This is a genomic window from Pseudomonas sp. FR229a, assembly GCF_030209115.1.
GTDB classification, from domain to species: Bacteria; Pseudomonadota; Gammaproteobacteria; order Pseudomonadales; family Pseudomonadaceae; genus Aquipseudomonas; species Aquipseudomonas moraviensis_A.
In genome coordinates this window covers 38,327-55,353 of sequence record NZ_JARVSP010000002.1, presented here as the reverse complement: position 1 = coordinate 55,353, position 17,027 = coordinate 38,327, and the positions used below count along the sequence as shown (strand labels likewise).

Sequence of the window (17,027 nt, the reverse complement as noted above, 5' to 3'; positions counted from 1 at the left end):
TTCACCTACCCCCAATAGCGGATTGCACAAGTTGCATAAAAGGCGTAAATGGCAGGCAATTTCGAGGAAAAAGTCGGCTTAAAGCCTTCTGGAGCAAGACTTTAGGCAAATTGACATTCGAATTTATCTCACTATAGTGGTGCGGGCCCTGCGTGGGGGGTCTGTCTGATGGTTCAAGCATAAATAGGAGGCCACATGGCTGACAAAAAAGCGCAGTTGATCATCGAGGGCGCAGCCCCCGTCGAGCTGCCCATTTTAACCGGCACCGTTGGTCCCGATGTAATCGATGTTCGGGGCCTGACGGCCACGGGCCGCTTCACTTTCGACCCGGGTTTCATGTCGACCGCTTCGTGCGAATCGAAAATTACCTATATCGACGGCGACAACGGCATTCTGTTGCACCGCGGCTACCCGATCGAACAGCTGGCTGAAAAGTCGGACTACCTGGAAACCTGCTACCTGCTGCTCAACGGCGAACTGCCGACCGCAGAACAGAAGGCCCAGTTCGTCAGCACCGTGAAAAACCACACCATGGTTCACGAGCAGCTGAAAACCTTCTTCAACGGCTTCCGTCGCGACGCCCACCCGATGGCCGTCATGTGCGGTGTAGTCGGCGCCCTCTCGGCCTTCTACCACGACTCCCTGGACATCAATAACCCGCAGCATCGCGAAATCTCCGCGATCCGTCTGGTTGCGAAGATGCCGACCCTGGCAGCGATGGTTTACAAGTACTCCATGGGCCAACCCATGATGTACCCGCGCAACGATCTGACGTACGCGGAAAACTTCCTGCACATGATGTTCAACACCCCGTGCGAGATCAAACCGATCAGCCCGGTACTCGCCAAGGCCATGGACCGGATCTTCATCCTGCATGCCGACCACGAGCAGAACGCTTCGACCTCCACCGTGCGTCTGGCCGGCTCCTCGGGTGCCAACCCGTTCGCCTGTATCGCCGCCGGTATCGCCGCACTGTGGGGCCCTGCCCACGGCGGTGCGAACGAAGCCGTGTTGACCATGCTCGACGAGATTGGCGATGTGTCGAACATCGACAAGTTCATCGCCAAGGCCAAGGACAAGAACGATTCGTTCAAGCTGATGGGCTTCGGTCACCGCGTCTACAAGAACCGCGACCCGCGCGCGACTGTCATGAAGCAGACCTGCGACGAAGTGCTGAAGGAACTGGGCATCAACAACGATCCGCAACTCGAACTGGCCATGCGCCTGGAAGAGATCGCCCTGACCGACCCGTACTTCATCGAGCGCTCGCTGTACCCGAACGTCGATTTCTACTCGGGGATCATCCTCAAGGCGATCGGCATTCCGACCAGCATGTTCACTGTGATTTTCGCGCTGGCACGTACTGTCGGCTGGATTTCGCACTGGAAGGAAATGCTCTCGAGCCCGTACAAGATTGGCCGTCCGCGCCAGCTGTACACGGGTTACGAGTCGCGTGACATTACCTCGCTGGAAGATCGCAAATAAGGTTTTTTCTTTTTGTGATGGGTTAGTGGTGTGTCAGGAACGGCCTCTTATATAGAGGCCGTTTTTGTTTCTGTTGGTGTTCATTGGATTGGGGGCATATCTGTTGCTGCGGTAACGGCTTCTTATGGTTTCGCTCTTACAGCGACTCACTTTTCAAACGCCAAAAAGTAAGCAAAAGGCTTTGCCCCGGCGTACGGCCCGCTCGCTAAAGCTCGGGGTTCCTTCGTTACGGGACCGATCCCGTAACGAAGCCTGCCGAAGGGGCAAAAGATCAAGAGCCGGATCAAGGGCACCTCACCCTAGCCCTCTCCCAGAGGGAGAGGGGACTGACCGAGTTGTACAGGCGAAGTACGCCGACCTGAGATACCGAGTCGAATGCAGGTTTTGAACACCACACAGATCGGCCCCCTCTCCCTCGGGAGAGGGCTGGGGTGAGGGGCGAATCCACCGAAAATCTCAAGCCATGCGACGCTTCTAACCACTCAACAATGAGCGTTAGCTCGAGTGCTCTTGATCTTGATCCACGGGCGACGTCGGAAAGCTGAGTGGAGGGATTGATCGCAACGGATATACACACCAGACCAACCGATAACCGCCCACAAAAAAACGCCCCAATCTCTCAACCAGGGCGTTTTCTTGAAGCTTGAAGCTTGCAGCTGATCTCTTAGTGCGAAACCGCCCCACTCGCCCCCAACCCGGTCTGCGAACGCACAAACTGCGGGAAGAACAGCGCCCGCTCGTTATCCGCAGCCGCCGACTTGTCAGTGATCGAGAAGAACCAGATCCCGATGAACGCAATCATCATCGAAAACAGCGCCGGATACTCGTAAGGGAAGATCGCCTTCTCGTGATGCAGAATCTGCACCCAGATGGTCGGGCCAAGGATCATCAGGCCCACGGCACTGATCAGACCCAGCCAGCCGCCAATCATCGCGCCACGGGTAGTCAGCTTCTTCCAGTACATCGAAAGCAGCAGTACCGGGAAGTTGCAGCTCGCCGCGATCGAGAACGCCAGGCCCACCATGAACGCAATGTTCTGGCTTTCGAACAGAATGCCCAGACCAATCGCCAGCACTGCCAGGGCGATGGTGGTGATCTTCGACACGCGAATCTCATCCTTCTCGTTGGCCTTGCCCTTCTTGATCACACTGGCGTACAGGTCGTGGGATACCGCCGAGGCACCTGCCAGCGTCAGACCGGCTACCACCGCGAGAATGGTCGCGAACGCCACCGCCGAGATGAAGCCCAGGAAGATGCTGCCGCCGACCGCGTTGGCCAGGTGCACCGCCGCCATGTTGTTGCCGCCGAGCAAGGCCCCCGCTGCATCCTTAAAGGCCGGGTTGGTGCTGACCAGCAGGATCGCGCCGAAGCCGATGATGAAGGTCAGGATGTAGAAGTAGCCGATGAAACCGGTAGCGTACAGCACGCTCTTGCGCGCTTCCTTGGCGTCACTCACGGTGAAGAAGCGCATCAGAATGTGCGGCAGGCCAGCGGTACCGAACATCAGCGCCAGACCCAAGGAGAACGCCGAGATCGGATCCTTGACCAGACCGCCCGGGCTCATGATCGCTTCACCCTTGGCGTGCACCTTGATCGCCTCGGAGAACAGCGTGTTGAAGTCGAAGCCGACGTGCTTCATCACCATCAGCGCCATGAACGAAGCACCGGACAGCAGCAGCACTGCCTTGATGATCTGCACCCAAGTGGTCGCGAGCATGCCGCCGAACAGCACGTACATGCACATCAGTACGCCGACCAGAATCACCGCAACGTGGTAATCGAGGCCGAACAGCAACTGGATCAGCTTGCCGGCACCGACCATTTGCGCGATCAGGTAGAACGCCACCACCACCAGCGAACCGCAAGCGGACAGCGTGCGGATCTGGGTTTGCCCGAGGCGGTAGGACGCGACGTCGGCAAAGGTGTATTTACCCAGGTTGCGCAGGCGCTCGGCGATCAGGAACAGAATGATCGGCCAGCCAACGAGGAAACCGATCGAGTAGATCAGGCCATCGTAGCCGGAGGTGAACACCAGCGCGGAAATGCCCAGGAAGGACGCCGCCGACATGTAGTCACCGGCAATCGCCAGGCCGTTCTGGAAACCGGTGATCTTGCCGCCAGCCGCGTAGTAGTCGGCGGCCGAGTTGTTTTTCTTCGACGCCCAGTAAGTGATGTACAGGGTCGCGCCGACGAAGGCCACGAACATCAGGATCGCCGGGATGTTCAGCGGTTGCTTGGCCACCGCACCGGTCAGGGCGTCAGCCGCCCAGGCGCCGGGTGCGAACGCGGCAACGCTCAGAAGAGCCAGTAGACGCCGGATCATTGCTGAGCCTCCTTGAGAATCGCATTGTTCAGGTCGTCGAACTCGCCATTGGCGCGGCGCACGTAGATGCCAGTCAGGACGAAGGCCGAGAGAATCAGGCCGACACCGATCGGGATGCCCCAGGTGATCGACGATTCAGGACTGAGTTTCGCCCCGAGCACGTGCGGCCCGTAGGCGATCAGCAGGATGAATGCGGAGTAGAGCCCAAGCATGATTGCCGAGAGAATCCAGGCGAATCGTTCCCTTTTCTGAACCAGCTCCTTGAATCGGGGACTGTTTTGAATCGAGAGGTAAATGCTGTCGTTCATTGTTTTTATCCTCGCAGCACAAATTATTGTTGGAACGTAGCTAATGTATGCGGCTGCGAGAGAGGTTCCAGACGACCTTAGTAGTAGATGGCCATGATCCTTCTGCCATTTTCCGGACACTCAAAACAACTGTAGGAGTGAGCCTGCTCGCGATGGCGTCGTGTCAGTCGACATTTCTCTCAACTGACGGAACGCTATCGCGAGCAGGCTCACTCCTACAGGGGTGTGGCGGGATTTAAATTATTTGGTCCAGTCAGCCACGCGATCCGGGTGTTTGGCCACCCAGTCCTTGGCCGCTGCATCAGGCTTGGCGCCGTCCTGAATCGCCAGCATCACTTCGCCGATTTCGTCTTTCGAGGCCCACTGGAAGTTCTTCAGGAACTTGGCCACTTCCGGTGCCTTGGCTTCCAGGCCTTTGCTGCCGATGCTGTTGACGGTTTCAGCCTGGCCATACACGCCTTTCGGGTCGTCGAGGAAGCGCAGTTTCCACTTGGCGAACATCCAGTGCGGCACCCAACCGGTGACGGCGATGGATTCGTTTTTCTTCTCGGCACGGGTCAGCTCGGCAATCATGCCGGCGCCGGAACTGGCCTTGAGGCTGTACTTGTCCAGACCATAATCCTTGATCGCCTGATCGGTCTTGAGCATCACGCCTGAACCGGCGTCGATGCCGACAATGCGGTTTTTGAAGGTGTCGTCGGTTTTCAGGTCTTCGATCGATTTGGCTTTGACGTACTCAGGCACGATCAGGCCGATTTTTGCGTCCTTGAAGTTCGGGCCGTAATCGACGACCTGATCCTTGTTTTTCGTCCAGTAGTCACCGTGGGTCACGGGCAGCCAGGCCGAGAGCATGGCGTCGAGTTTGCCGGTGGCTACGCCCTGCCACATGATCCCGGTGGCGACGGCTTGGAGCTTCACGTCATAACCGAGTTTCTGTTTGATCACTTCGGCCGCCACGTGGGTGGTCGCCACGCTGTCGGACCAGCCGTCAACGTAACCGATGTTCAGGGTCTGTTTTTCAGCGTTGGCGAAAGTGGAACTCATCGCAAGCACCAGAGCGGCACCTGCGCCTAAAAGTCGTCGCATCTTCATCGTTTACTTCCCCGAAATGCTGCGCCCGACGGATGCCGGACATCGTCAACGTATTGTTATGGTGCACAGCGCCCCCATCACGCCGGACCTCACACACCGAACATCAGCCGATTTTTCAAAAAGGGTACTGATGGTTTGATCATCAACCTCAAGCGGCAGGCGACCTGCTCTGTCAGCGACCTCAAGGCAACGAGAAACGACATCAGAAAGCCATTAATCAACCAAGATTAATTGACGCCAGACAATCCGCCCGAACTTTGCATGTACAACGCCTGCAAGCCCCCTGCCCCTCTATAAATGCAGGTAACATGCGTCGCTTTGCAGCCACTCGGCCCGACCATGTCCGCTACGTTCCGATTTCCTTTTCTGCCTTATCTGTTCGCCTGCCTGCTCGGGCTGCTGGCCCTTGGCGGTTTCTGGTACGGCCTCGGCCAACCGGTGATCCTGCCCGACGCTGCAACGCCGACGCACAAGCTGCAATGCGCCTCGTACACGCCGTTCGACAAGGACCAGTCGCCGTTCGACGTGCCGTTCAAATTGCGCCCGGAGCGCATGGACGCCGACCTCGCGCTCCTGGCGACGCGCTTCGAATGTATCCGCACCTATTCGATGACCGGCCTCGACGCTCTGCCCGATCTGGCGCGAAAGCACGGTCTGAAGTTGATGATCGGCGCCTGGGTCAACAGCAACCCCGTGGATACCGAGCAGGAAGTCGAGCTGCTGATCAAATCCGCCAACGCCAACCCCGACGTGGTGACGGCGGTGATCGTCGGTAACGAGGCGCTGCTGCGCAAAGAGGTCACCGGAGCGCAACTGGCGCGGCTGATCAACAAGGTCAAAAGCCAGGTCAAGCAACCGGTGACCTACGCCGACGTCTGGGAATTCTGGCTCAAGCACCCGGAAGTGGCCCCGGCCGTGGATTTCCTGACCATTCACCTGCTGCCGTACTGGGAAGACGATCCGTCGAACATCGACGTGGCGCTGCGGCATGTGGCGGATGTGCGTCAGGTGTTCGGCAACAAGTTCGCACCCAAAGACGTGATGATCGGTGAAACCGGCTGGCCGAGCGAAGGCCGTCAACGCGAAACCGCCGTACCGAGCCGGGTCAACGAGGCAAAATTCATTCGTGGATTCGTGGCGATGGCCGAGCAGGAAGGCTGGCGCTACAACCTGATCGAAGCCTTCGATCAACCGTGGAAGCGCGGCAGTGAAGGCGCGGTCGGCGGCTATTGGGGGCTGTTCGATGCCGATCGCCAGGACAAGGGTGTACTCGCCGGGCCGGTGAGCAATGTGCCGTACTGGAAAGAATGGCTGGCGGTCGGTGCTGTGATTCTGCTCGGCACGCTAATCCTCGGTGGCCGCGTTCGGTCCACCCGTTCGGCGCTGCTGCTGCCGCTGCTGGGCGCCGTCGCTGCTTGCTCGATCGGAGCCTGGGGCGATCTGGCGCGTTTGACCACACGGTTTGCCGGCGAATGGCTGTGGGTCGGTTTGCTGACCGGGTTGAATCTGTTGGTGCTTGCCCATGCCGCGCTGACGTTGAGTGCCCGTAGCGGATGGCGCGCGCGAGCCTTTAATTTCCTCGAGCATCGCGCCGGCTGGCTGGTCGCAGCGGCTGGTTTTGCGGCGGCGGTGATGATGCTGGAGATGGTCTTCGATCCGCGTTATCGCAGTTTTGCCAGCATGGCGTTCGTGCTGCCAGCCCTGGTGTACCTGTGCCGCCCGGTGAGTGTGCCGCGCCGGGAGATTGCGTTGCTGACTTTCATGGTCGGTGCGGGGATCGTGCCGCAGTTGTATCAGGAAGGATTGCAGAATCAGCAGGCGTGGGGATGGGCGCTGGTCAGTGGATTGATGGTGGTGGCGTTGTGGCGCTGTCTGCGGGTTCGCAACGGCTGAGCAAGATCAAAAGATCGCAGCCTTCGGCAGCTCCTACAGGTGTACGACATGCAACTGTAGGAGCTGCCGAAGGCTGCGATCTGTTCTGTCACGCGTTGCGTGAGGATCTGACCAAGCGCAACCCGGCAATCACTACGGCAAGCACCGCCAACGTCGTGTTGTACAAGGCCAGGGCCGGCAATCCGAACACCAGCGCCAGCACCGCCAGCCACCACCCTGCCCGTCCGGGCACGACAAATCCCAACAGCGCTACGCCTACCGCCGCCCAGCCCAGCACCTTGAAATGAATCATCAGCCCAAGGTTCGACCGCACCGCGCATTCCCAGCGACTGGCCTCGTCGACGCAGATGCCCACCCACTGTCCGTCTTCCATGAACCCGTAACGCGCGGCATAACTGGCGGCCAGCCACAGCGGCAACAAAACGAGCAGCACAATCACGGGCAAGCGGCGGGACATGGAGCACTCCAATCTGCGGAAATCGGCGGCCAGCTTAATCTGCCGGCCGGCATTCGCAAGCACTAACAACTGTTAACTGTTCAGCGAGCCCTCGCAACGTGTATCGTCCAGCTACTATTACCCCGAATTCCGCCTGTTTGGTGCCGCAGCATGGCACTTTGGCGCTTGGCCGGTGGTCATAGCCTGCGAACTTCAATCGGCACCTTCCTCTAAGGGATCTAGTCATGCTCCGTTCCTTGCGCTTCGCCGCGCTGTTCAGCGGCCTAATTTTGAGTGCGTCCGCGCTGGCGGTGGATATCGACGCCGCCAGTTATGGCTACCCGCTGACCAACCCGTTCGAGGCGACGATCGCCACGACACCACCGGACCTGCGTCCGGAGTTGCCGCTGGACGACGACATCACTCAGTCGGATCGCAGCCTCACCCTGCGCCCGGAGCGTGAATTCCAGCTGCCGGACAATTTCTGGGCAGTCAAAAAACTCACCTACCGCATCGCCACCCAGGACAAACCGGCGCCGCTGATCTTCCTGATCGCCGGCACCGGCGCGCGCTTTGACAGCACGCTCAACGAATACCTGAAGAAGTTGTATTACAAGGCCGGCTACCACGTCGTGCAGTTGTCTTCGCCGACCAGTTTCGACTTCATCAGCGCCGCTTCGCGTTTCGCCACCCCGGGCGTGACCAAGGAAGATGCCGAAGACATGTACCGGGTGATGCAGGCCGTGCGGGCGCAGAATCCGAAACTGCCGGTCACCGAGTACTACCTGACCGGTTACAGCCTCGGCGCCCTGGATGCCGCGTTCGTCGCGCATCTGGACGAGACCCGCCGCAGCTTCAACTTCAAGAAAGTCCTGCTGCTCAACCCGCCGGTCAATCTCTATACCTCGGTGACCAACCTCGACAAGCTGGTGCAGACCGAGGTCAAGGGTATCAACAACAGCACCACTTTCTATGAGCTGGTGCTGGCCAAACTGACCCGCTACTTCCAGCAGAAAGGCTACATCGACCTCAACGATGCGCTGCTGTATGACTTCCAGCAGTCCAAGCAGCATCTGACCAACGAACAGATGGCCATGCTCATCGGCACGTCGTTCCGCTTCTCGGCCGCCGACATTGCCTACACCTCGGACCTGGTCAACCGTCGCGGCCTGATCACCCCGCCGAAATTCCCGATCACCGAAGGCACCAGCCTCACGCCGTTCCTCAAGCGTGCGCTGCAATGCGACTTCGACTGCTACATCACCGAACAGGTCATTCCGATGTGGCGCGCCCGCACCGACGGCGGCAGCCTGCTGCAACTGATCGATCAGGTCAGCCTGTATGCGCTCAAGGATTACCTGCACGACAGCCCGAAAATCGCCGTGATGCACAACGCCGACGACGTCATCCTCGGCCCTGGCGACCTGGGCTTCCTGCGTAAAACCTTCGGTGATCGCCTGACCGTTTATCCACTGGGCGGCCACTGCGGCAACCTTAACTACCGCGTCAACAGCGACGCCATGCTGGAGTTCTTCCGTGGCTAAATATCTCCTGCTGATTGCAGCGTTCCTCTGTGCAGGCGTGGCCCAGGCCGACAACAGTAAAGCCGACGCACCGGTGGTGGTCGACAGCGACGGTTTCAAGGAACCGCTGACCAAACTCAAATTCAACCCGGGCCTGGACCAGCGCGAGTTCGAGCGCTCGACGCTCAACGCGCTGAACGTCTATGACCCGCTGGAATCGTGGAACCGTCGGGTCTACCACTTCAACTACCGTTTCGACCAGTGGGTGTTCCTGCCGGTGGTCGATGGCTATCGCTACATCACGCCAAGCTTTGTGCGGACCGGGGTGAGCAACTTCTTCAACAACATTGGTGACGTGCCGAACCTGGTCAACAGCCTGTTGCAGTTCAAGGGCCAGCGCTCGATGGAAACCACCGCGCGCCTGCTGCTCAACACCACGATCGGCATCGCCGGCCTGTGGGACCCGGCGACCGCCATGGGCCTGCCGCGCCAGAACGAAGACTTCGGCCAGACCCTGGGCTTCTATGGCGTGCCGGGCGGCGCCTACTTCGTACTGCCGATCTTCGGCCCGTCGAACATTCGCGACACTGCAGGTCTTGCCGTGGATTACACCGCCGACACTGCGATCAACTTCCTCAATGTCGCGGAAGTCAGCTCCAACCATCCGGAAGTCTGGGCACTGCGTGCGATCGACAAGCGCTACCAGACCAGCTTCCGCTACGGCCAGATGAACTCGCCGTTCGAGTACGAGAAAGTGCGCTACGTCTACACCGAAGCACGCAAGTTGCAGATCGCCGAGTAATTTCGGCGGGTACAAAAAAGGGCCATTCGATGCGAGTCGAATGGCCCTTTTTCATGGCATCACACAGATCAAATTGTAGGAGTGAGCCTGCTCGCGATAGCGGTGTACCAGTCACCACCTGTCTGGCTGACAAACCGCTATCGCGAGCAGGCTCACTCCTACAGGGGGCTGTATTCAGCCTTTGATTGCGCGCCAGAGCTTGCCCACGACAGTCACTACCGCCAGCACCACGGCGCCGGCAATAATCCCCGCAACACCATTGAGCAGCATTGGCACGGCGAACCCGGCGCTGCCCGCCGCTGCGCCGACACCTTCGATCCAGTGATGCAGCACCGGCACGCCATGAGTCAGGATGCCGCCGCCGACCAGGAACATCGCCGCCGTACCGACCACCGACAGGGTTTTCATCATGTACGGCGCGGCGCTGAGAATGCCGCCGCCGATTTTTTTCGCCATCTGCCCGGGTTTCTGCGTCAGCCACAGGCCCAGATCGTCGAGTTTGACGATGCCCGCCACCAAACCGTAAACGCCGACGGTCATGACGATGGCGATGCCGGACATGACAACCACTTGCTGGGTCAGCGAGGCATCTGCCACGGTGCCGAGGGTGATGGCGATGATTTCTGCCGAAAGAATGAAGTCGGTGCGGATCGCGCCTTTGATCTTGTCCTTTTCGTACGCCACCAGATCGGTGCTCGGGTCGGCCACAGCTTCAGTCAGTTGCGCATGCCCAGCCTCGTCTTCCTCTTTGCTGTGCAGGAACTTGTGCGCAAGTTTCTCGAAACCCTCGAAGCACAGGTACGCACCGCCGACCATCAACAGCGGCGTCACCAGCCATGGCACGAAGGCGCTGATTGCCAGCGCCGACGGCACGAGGATCAGTTTGTTGACGAACGAGCCCTTGGCCACCGCCCAGACCACGGGAATTTCCCGCTCGGCGCGCACGCCCGAGACCTGCTGGGCGTTGAGCGCCAGGTCGTCACCGAGCACGCCGGCAGTCTTCTTGGCGGCCATTTTCGTCATCAATGCAACGTCATCCAGAACGGTGGCGATGTCATCGATCAGCACCAGCAAACTGCTTCCTGCCATGAATCCTGTTTCCTTCTGTGTATGAGTGTTGCCAAGCATAACGCGACCGCCGGCCACAGGCTGCATTGTTGAGCGCCGCTCAAGGCCGGTGCTACCATGCGCCACCGCCAGAACAGGCAAGGAACCACCGGGTTTATGAGCACAATCCGCGAGCGTAACAAAGAACTGATCCTGCGCGCCGCCAGCGAAGAGTTTGCCGACAAGGGCTTTGCGGCGACCAAAACCAGCGACATCGCCGCCAAGGCGGGATTGCCCAAGCCCAACGTCTACTACTACTTCAAATCCAAGGAAAACCTCTACCGCGAGGTGCTGGAAAGCATCATCGAGCCGATTCTGCAGGCCTCGACCCCGTTCAACCCGGATGGCGTGCCGAGCGAAGTGCTGAGCGGCTACATCCGCTCGAAGATCCGCATCTCCCGCGACCTGCCCTACGCCTCCAAGGTATTCGCAAGCGAAATCATGCACGGCGCGCCGCACCTGAGCGCCGACCTGGTCGAGCAGCTCAACGCCCAGGCCAAGCACAACATCGCCTGCATCCAGAGCTGGATCGACCGCGGCCAGATCGCCCCGATCGACCCCAACCACCTGATGTTCAGCATCTGGGCCGCCACCCAGACCTACGCCGACTTCGACTGGCAGATTTCTGCCGTGACCGGGAAAGACAAACTCGACGAAGCCGATTATGAAGCGGCCGCGCAGACGATTATCCGGTTGGTTTTAAAAGGGTGTGAGCCGGACTGAAAGACCGCAGCGACGCAATCGCGAGCAGGCTCACTCCTACATTTGGAATACGTTCCCCTGTAGGAGTGAGCCTGCTCGCGATCGAGGCGATACGGTCCCACTCAAACCCAAATCGCATCCCATAGCGGATAGTCGCCAAGCTTTTCCACCAGCCCGGCCCGCAATGGGTTGGCTACTACATACCGCGCCACTTTCACCAGGTTCTCCTCCCGCCGCAACGCCCGATCATGAAAACCTCTCTGCCAGAGAACATTGTTATCTCCGGTAGCCTGTCTTACGGATCTGGTACTCATCGACTTGGTTTTCTGTATCAGCTCACTCAATGAGCCTCGTCGTAATTCAATTAGCCAATGGAAATGATCAGGCATGACGACCCAAGCCAGCGAATTCACAAGCCCGGAATCCTGGGCATTTTGGAATTGATCAGCGACCAGCTTGCCCAAGGCAAAATCCTTGAAAACCGGCCTTCGTTCATGGGCGTTGCTGGTTAACAGATAGATTCGGCTGACTTCGGCATAGCGCCCGACTCGCAATTTATGTGCAGCAGGTAGATCTGGCATTCCTTTGCCTCCTGTGATCAAGTCATAAGAGGCTAGTACCGGGGATGCTAATGGAGTGGCCAGACTGTTGGCAGGATGTGTCCGGAAGATAGCTATCGCGAGCAGGCTCACTCCTACAGGGGTTTTGTGGCGTTCCAACATTTTGTGTCTGAACCCACATCCACTGTAGGAGTGAGCCTGCTCGCGATGGCGATAGCTCAATCACCGCAAATTCAAGCAACCCCCCCCCCCATCCGCCCTCAGATCCAGCGCCTCCACCGCTTTGATCGCCACCTGCTCATCCACATCCGACAAATCCCCGCTGATCCCGATCGCGCCCAGCACTTCACCCGCCTGATTGCGAATCAACACACCACCCGGTGCCGGCACGACGCTGCCCTGCCCCATGCTGTTCAACGAAGAAAAAAAGGCCGGACGTTGTTGGGCGTCCTGGGCGAGCAGGCGTGAGCCTTTGCCCAGGGCGATGGCGCCCCAGGCTTTGCCGATGGCGATGTCGGGGCGCAACAGGCTGGCACCGTCTTCGCGTTGCAGGGCGATCAGGTGGCCGCCGGTGTCGAGTACCGCGATGGTCAGTGGCGCGGCGTTGATGCCGCGCCCCGCACTGATGGCTTCGCTGACCAGGTTGACTGCGACTTTCAAGGTTAAAGCGCTCATGGTGCCGTCCTCATTTTGTTATAGGGAAAGTCGTGGGACTGCGCGTTTCTGCCACAGTCCGATGCAACAAATAGAACACAATGAGTTAGTTTTTTGTATACAATAATTCTCGAAAAGCGCCGCATGCGACGAAAAGCCACAGCACAAGCGGCTTCCGACGAATGAAACAGCCGCTTGAGAAAATGGATTGACCTGCGCCGTCCGCCGTGAATACACTCTGCGCAAAGCCACTTGTATACAATTACAAAACGTAAAGAGGCACAAAACCATGAGCAAAATGAGAGCAATCGAAGCCGCCGTTCTGGTGATGCGCCGCGAAGGGGTTGATACCGCTTTTGGCATCCCGGGCGCAGCGATCAACCCGCTGTACTCCGCCTTGCAAAAGGTCGGTGGCATCGATCACGTCCTTGCTCGCCACGTTGAAGGCGCCTCGCACATGGCCGAGGGCTACACCCGCACCAAGGCCGGCAACATCGGCGTGTGCATCGGCACGTCCGGCCCGGCCGGTACCGACATGGTCACCGGGCTCTACAGCGCCTCGGCCGACTCGATTCCAATTCTCTGCATCACAGGGCAAGCACCCCGCGCCCGGATGCACAAGGAAGACTTCCAGGCTGTCGACATCACCAGCATCGTCAAGCCAGTCACCAAGTGGGCGACCACGGTGCTCGAACCGGGCCAGGTGCCTTACGCCTTCCAGAAAGCTTTCTATGAAATGCGCTCCGGCCGTCCGGGCCCAGTGCTGATCGACCTGCCATTCGACGTGCAGATGGCCGAGATCGAATTCGATATTGACGCTTACCAACCGCTGCCCCTCGCCAAACCGACCGCGACCCGCGTACAGGTCGAGAAGGCTCTGGCGCTGCTGGATCAGGCCGAGCGTCCGTTGCTGGTCGCCGGTGGCGGCATCATCAATGCCGACGCCAGCGATCTGTTGGTCGAGTTCGCCGAACTGACCGGCATCCCGGTCATCCCGACCCTGATGGGCTGGGGCACCATCCCTGACGATCACCCGCTGATGGTCGGCATGGTCGGTCTGCAGACGTCGCACCGTTACGGCAACGCGACGATGCTGAAATCCGACGTGGTATTGGGTATCGGTAACCGCTGGGCCAACCGTCACACCGGTTCGGTGGACGTGTACACCGAAGGTCGCAAGTTCATTCACGTCGACATCGAAGGCACGCAGATCGGCCGTGTTTTCACCCCGGATCTGGGCATCGTCTCTGACGCCGCCGCCGCGCTGACCGTGTTCATCGAAGTGGCGCGGGAATGGCAAGCCGCCGGCAAGCTGAAAAACCGCAGTGCCTGGCTGCAGGATTGCCAGCAGCGCAAGGCCAGCCTGCATCGCAAGACCCACTTCGACAACGTGCCGGTCAAACCGCAGCGCGTTTACGAGGAAATGAATCAGGTGTTCGGCAAGGACACCTGCTACGTCAGCACCATTGGTCTGTCGCAGATTGCCGGCGCGCAGTTCCTGCACGTTTACAAGCCGCGTCACTGGATCAACTGTGGCCAGGCCGGCCCGTTGGGCTGGACCATTCCGGCGGCGCTGGGCGTGGTCAAGGCCGATCCGAGCCGGAAAGTCGTGGCCCTGTCGGGGGACTATGATTTCCAGTTCATGATCGAAGAACTGGCGGTCGGCGCTCAGTTCAAACTGCCGTACATCCACGTCGTGGTGAACAACTCGTACCTGGGCCTGATCCGTCAGGCGCAGCGCGGGTTCGAAATGGACTACTGCGTGCAGCTGTCCTTCGATAACCTGAATGCGCCGGAACTCAACGGTTACGGGGTTGACCACATCGCAGTCGCTGAAGGCCTCGGCTGCAAGGCGCTGCGCGTGTTCGAACCGTCGGAAATCGCCCCTGCCCTGCGCAAGGCCGAACAGATGATCGAAGAGTTCAAGGTGCCGGTGATCGTCGAGATCATCCTGGAGCGTGTGACCAACATCTCCATGGGTACCGAGATCAACGCGGTCAACGAATTCGAAGACCTGGCGCTGGTCGGCAACGACGCGCCGACGGCGATTTCGTTGCTTGATTGATTGCTTTTAGCCCCCTCTCCCTCTGGGAGAGGGCTGGGGTGAGGGAAAGGTTTTGCGGTGCTTGTACAATCGGGATCAGATTCAGGATCTCCCCTCACCCTAGCCCTCTCCCCAAGGAGAGGGGACTGATCGCGTTCAGTCTGATCTACCGTGCCTCATCAGTTTTTAGGAGACCACCATGCCGCGTTTCGCAGCCAACCTGTCCATGCTGTTCACCGAACAGGATTTCCTTGCCCGTTTCGACGCCGCCGCCAAGGCCGGTTTCAGTGGCGTGGAATACCTGTTCCCGTACGACTTCAGCTCCGCCGAAATCAAGGCAAGACTCGAGGCCAACGGTCTGACCCAAGTGCTGTTCAACCTGCCGGCCGGTGACTGGGCCAAGGGCGAGCGCGGTATCGCCTGCCTGCCGGATCGGGTCGAAGAATTCCGCGCCGGGGTCGATCTGGCGATTGCCTACGCACAAGTGCTGGGCAACACCCAGGTCAACTGCCTGGCCGGCATTCGTCCGCAAGGCGTTGACGATGCCACGGTGGAAAAAACCTTTGTCGCCAACCTCAAATACGCCGCCGACAAGCTGCAAGCGGCGGGCATCAAACTGGTGATGGAAGCGATCAATACCCGCGACATTCCCGGTTTCTACCTGAACAACACGGCGCAAGCCCTGTCGATTCGCGAGCAGGTCGGCAGCGCCAATCTGTTCCTGCAATACGACATCTATCACATGCAGATCATGGAAGGTGATCTGGCCCGCACCCTGCAATCGCACCTGGGCGAGATCAACCATGTGCAACTGGCGGACAACCCGGGGCGCAACGAGCCGGGCACCGGTGAGATCAACTACCGCTTCCTGTTCGAACACCTCGACCGCATCGGTTATCAGGGTTGGGTCGGCTGCGAATACAAGCCGTTGACCACCACCGAGGCTGGCCTCGGCTGGCTGAAAACCCACAACGCAATCTGAGAACACAGCAAATCCTCTGTAGGAGTGAGCCTGCTCGCGATGAGGCTGGCACATTCAATATCCATCTCGCCTGACAAACCGCTATCGCGAGCAGGCTCACTCCTACAGAAATGCAGCTCCCCTATTTGCTTGCGCACGACAAAAACAAGAGGATTTTCTCATGGCTAAAATCGGATTCATCGGCACCGGCATCATGGGCCACCCAATGGCGGCGAACCTGCAGAAAGCCGGTCACAGCCTGTTCCTGTCGCAACACCACGACGCGGCCCCGGCCGATCTGGTCGCCGCTGGCGCCGTTGCCCTGGCGAACCCGCGCGAAGTGGCGCAGGAAGCCGAATTCATCATCGTCATGGTCCCGGATACCCCGCAGGTCGATGACGTGCTGTTCCGCGCCGACGGCGTTGCCGCCGGCATCGGCAAGGGCAAAGTGGTCATCGACATGAGCTCGATCTCGCCGACCGCCACCAAAGCCTTCGCGGCGAAAATCAACGAGAAAGGCGCGCAATACCTCGACGCTCCCGTGTCCGGTGGTGAAGTCGGTGCCAAAGCCGCGACCCTGAGCATCATGGTCGGTGGCGACGCCGATGCCTTCGAACGCGCCCTGCCGCTGTTCCAGGCCATGGGCAAAAATATCACCCTGGTCGGTGGCAATGGCGACGGCCAGACCGCCAAGGTCGCCAACCAGATCATCGTTGCCCTGAACATCCAGGCCGTTGCCGAAGCGCTGCTGTTCGCCTCGAAAAACGGTGCCGATCCCGCCAAGGTGCGTGAAGCCCTGATGGGTGGTTTCGCCTCTTCGAAGATTCTCGAAGTGCACGGCGAGCGCATGATCAAAGGCACCTTCGACCCGGGCTTCCGCATCAGCCTGCACCAGAAGGACCTGAACCTGGCCCTGCAAGGCGCCAAGGAGCTGAACATCAATCTGCCGAACACCGCCAACGCCCAGCAAGTGTTCAGCACCTGCGCGGCCATCGGTGGCAGCAATTGGGATCACTCGGCGCTGATCAAGGGCCTTGAGCACATGGCCAATTTCTCGATCCGCGACAATAAATAAAGCCTGCACAAAACCCTGTGGGAGCGAGCCTGCTCGCGAAAGCGACTTCACATTCAACATCC

15 protein-coding genes are annotated in these 17,027 nt (G+C 59.3%); 8 read left to right on the top strand and 7 right to left on the bottom strand.

The window, feature by feature from the left end:
- Nucleotides 1–195: 195 nt before the first annotated feature.
- Entirely contained in the window at nt 196–1,485 is a 1,290-nt protein-coding gene (gene gltA, locus QRN33_RS01605; RefSeq protein WP_042607584.1) for a citrate synthase, read from the top strand.
- A 664-nt stretch (nt 1,486–2,149) separates the two neighbouring features.
- Here gltA and QRN33_RS01600 read toward each other — a convergent pair.
- The 3 genes from QRN33_RS01600 to QRN33_RS01590 all read right to left on the bottom strand — a co-directional run bounded on the left by QRN33_RS01600 (nt 2,150) and on the right by QRN33_RS01590 (nt 5,208).
- Complete coding sequence (locus QRN33_RS01600; protein WP_064365437.1) at nt 2,150–3,808, bottom strand: cation acetate symporter; 1,659 nt, start codon at nt 3,806–3,808, stop codon at nt 2,150–2,152.
- Complete coding sequence (locus QRN33_RS01595) at nt 3,805–4,116, bottom strand: DUF485 domain-containing protein (protein ID WP_042607582.1); 312 nt, start codon at nt 4,114–4,116, stop codon at nt 3,805–3,807. The genes QRN33_RS01600 and QRN33_RS01595 overlap by 4 nt, the downstream gene beginning before the upstream one ends.
- Nucleotides 4,117–4,356: 240 nt before the next feature.
- Nucleotides 4,357–5,208 carry a glycine betaine ABC transporter substrate-binding protein gene (locus QRN33_RS01590; RefSeq protein WP_042607581.1) on the bottom strand — a complete coding sequence of 284 codons (852 nt, stop codon included), beginning with the start codon at nt 5,206–5,208 and terminating at the stop codon, nt 4,357–4,359.
- A 297-nt stretch (nt 5,209–5,505) separates the two neighbouring features.
- On the opposite strand from QRN33_RS01590, the gene QRN33_RS01585 reads away from it, so the two are divergent.
- A complete protein-coding gene (locus QRN33_RS01585) occupies nt 5,506–7,101 on the top strand; it encodes a glycoside hydrolase family 17 protein (protein WP_285406393.1) in 1,596 nt (531 codons plus the stop codon).
- An 88-nt stretch (nt 7,102–7,189) separates the two neighbouring features.
- Here QRN33_RS01585 and QRN33_RS01580 read toward each other — a convergent pair whose 3' ends face one another.
- Entirely contained in the window at nt 7,190–7,558 is a 369-nt protein-coding gene (locus QRN33_RS01580; protein WP_116659179.1) for a hypothetical protein, read from the bottom strand.
- Nucleotides 7,559–7,782: 224 nt separating this feature from the next.
- Here QRN33_RS01580 and mlaY point away from each other — a divergent pair, with 224 nt between their 5' ends.
- On the top strand, nt 7,783–9,081 hold the full coding sequence (gene mlaY / locus QRN33_RS01575; protein WP_064365440.1) for a lipid asymmetry maintenance lipase MlaY: 1,299 nt from the start codon (nt 7,783–7,785) through the stop codon (nt 9,079–9,081).
- The gene (locus QRN33_RS01570; protein WP_024012144.1) at nt 9,074–9,862 is read left to right on the top strand and encodes an MlaA family lipoprotein; all 789 of its coding nucleotides are present in this window, start codon (nt 9,074–9,076) and stop codon (nt 9,860–9,862) included. The genes mlaY and QRN33_RS01570 overlap by 8 nt, the downstream gene beginning before the upstream one ends.
- A 174-nt stretch (nt 9,863–10,036) precedes the next feature.
- Here QRN33_RS01570 and QRN33_RS01565 read toward each other — a convergent pair whose 3' ends face one another.
- Entirely contained in the window at nt 10,037–10,951 is a 915-nt protein-coding gene (locus tag QRN33_RS01565; protein ID WP_285406389.1) for a DUF808 domain-containing protein, read from the bottom strand.
- 135 nt (nt 10,952–11,086) lie between these two features.
- Between QRN33_RS01565 and QRN33_RS01560 the strand changes: the two genes are divergently transcribed.
- Nucleotides 11,087–11,692: a TetR/AcrR family transcriptional regulator gene (locus QRN33_RS01560; RefSeq protein WP_042607576.1), complete on the top strand. Its 606-nt coding sequence runs from the start codon at nt 11,087–11,089 to the stop codon at nt 11,690–11,692.
- Between the two features lie 101 nt (nt 11,693–11,793).
- On the opposite strand, the gene QRN33_RS01555 is transcribed toward QRN33_RS01560, so the two are convergent.
- Nucleotides 11,794–12,252, bottom strand: a complete 459-nt coding sequence (locus tag QRN33_RS01555) for an REP-associated tyrosine transposase (RefSeq protein WP_285406385.1) — start codon at nt 12,250–12,252, stop codon at nt 11,794–11,796.
- A gap of 201 nt (nt 12,253–12,453) precedes the next feature.
- Nucleotides 12,454–12,906, bottom strand: coding sequence for a GlcG/HbpS family heme-binding protein (locus QRN33_RS01550; RefSeq protein ID WP_285406383.1), 453 nt, complete (start codon nt 12,904–12,906; stop codon nt 12,454–12,456).
- A 268-nt stretch (nt 12,907–13,174) separates the two neighbouring features.
- On the opposite strand from QRN33_RS01550, the gene gcl reads away from it, so the two are divergent.
- The 3 genes from gcl to QRN33_RS01535 all read left to right on the top strand — a co-directional run bounded on the left by gcl (nt 13,175) and on the right by QRN33_RS01535 (nt 16,965).
- On the top strand, nt 13,175–14,950 hold the full coding sequence (gene gcl, locus QRN33_RS01545) for a glyoxylate carboligase (protein ID WP_041479607.1): 1,776 nt from the start codon (nt 13,175–13,177) through the stop codon (nt 14,948–14,950).
- Between the two features lie 178 nt (nt 14,951–15,128).
- Nucleotides 15,129–15,911, top strand: coding sequence for a hydroxypyruvate isomerase (hyi, locus tag QRN33_RS01540; protein WP_252875796.1), 783 nt, complete (start codon nt 15,129–15,131; stop codon nt 15,909–15,911).
- 160 nt (nt 15,912–16,071) lie between these two features.
- A complete protein-coding gene (locus QRN33_RS01535; RefSeq protein ID WP_016771028.1) occupies nt 16,072–16,965 on the top strand; it encodes a 2-hydroxy-3-oxopropionate reductase in 894 nt (297 codons plus the stop codon).
- Nucleotides 16,966–17,027: the final 62 nt, after the last annotated feature.

Excerpts from the sequence above, each read along its gene's own strand:
- QRN33_RS01535 (WP_016771028.1), top strand. The coding sequence starts at position 16,072 with ATGGCTAAAATCGGATTCATCGGCACCGGCATCATGGGCCACCCAATG.
- QRN33_RS01590 (WP_042607581.1), bottom strand. The coding sequence starts at position 5,208 with ATGAAGATGCGACGACTTTTAGGCGCAGGTGCCGCTCTGGTGCTTGCG.
- QRN33_RS01585 (WP_285406393.1), top strand. The coding sequence starts at position 5,506 with ATGCAGGTAACATGCGTCGCTTTGCAGCCACTCGGCCCGACCATGTCC.
- QRN33_RS01595 (WP_042607582.1), bottom strand. The coding sequence starts at position 4,116 with ATGAACGACAGCATTTACCTCTCGATTCAAAACAGTCCCCGATTCAAG.
- gltA (WP_042607584.1), top strand. The coding sequence starts at position 196 with ATGGCTGACAAAAAAGCGCAGTTGATCATCGAGGGCGCAGCCCCCGTC.
- mlaY (WP_064365440.1), top strand. The coding sequence starts at position 7,783 with ATGCTCCGTTCCTTGCGCTTCGCCGCGCTGTTCAGCGGCCTAATTTTG.
- QRN33_RS01580 (WP_116659179.1), bottom strand. The coding sequence starts at position 7,558 with ATGTCCCGCCGCTTGCCCGTGATTGTGCTGCTCGTTTTGTTGCCGCTG.
- gcl (WP_041479607.1), top strand. The coding sequence starts at position 13,175 with ATGAGCAAAATGAGAGCAATCGAAGCCGCCGTTCTGGTGATGCGCCGC.
- QRN33_RS01600 (WP_064365437.1), bottom strand. The coding sequence starts at position 3,808 with ATGATCCGGCGTCTACTGGCTCTTCTGAGCGTTGCCGCGTTCGCACCC.
- QRN33_RS01555 (WP_285406385.1), bottom strand. The coding sequence starts at position 12,252 with ATGCCAGATCTACCTGCTGCACATAAATTGCGAGTCGGGCGCTATGCC.
- QRN33_RS01565 (WP_285406389.1), bottom strand. The coding sequence starts at position 10,951 with ATGGCAGGAAGCAGTTTGCTGGTGCTGATCGATGACATCGCCACCGTT.
- hyi (WP_252875796.1), top strand. The coding sequence starts at position 15,129 with ATGCCGCGTTTCGCAGCCAACCTGTCCATGCTGTTCACCGAACAGGAT.
- QRN33_RS01550 (WP_285406383.1), bottom strand. The coding sequence starts at position 12,906 with ATGAGCGCTTTAACCTTGAAAGTCGCAGTCAACCTGGTCAGCGAAGCC.
- QRN33_RS01560 (WP_042607576.1), top strand. The coding sequence starts at position 11,087 with ATGAGCACAATCCGCGAGCGTAACAAAGAACTGATCCTGCGCGCCGCC.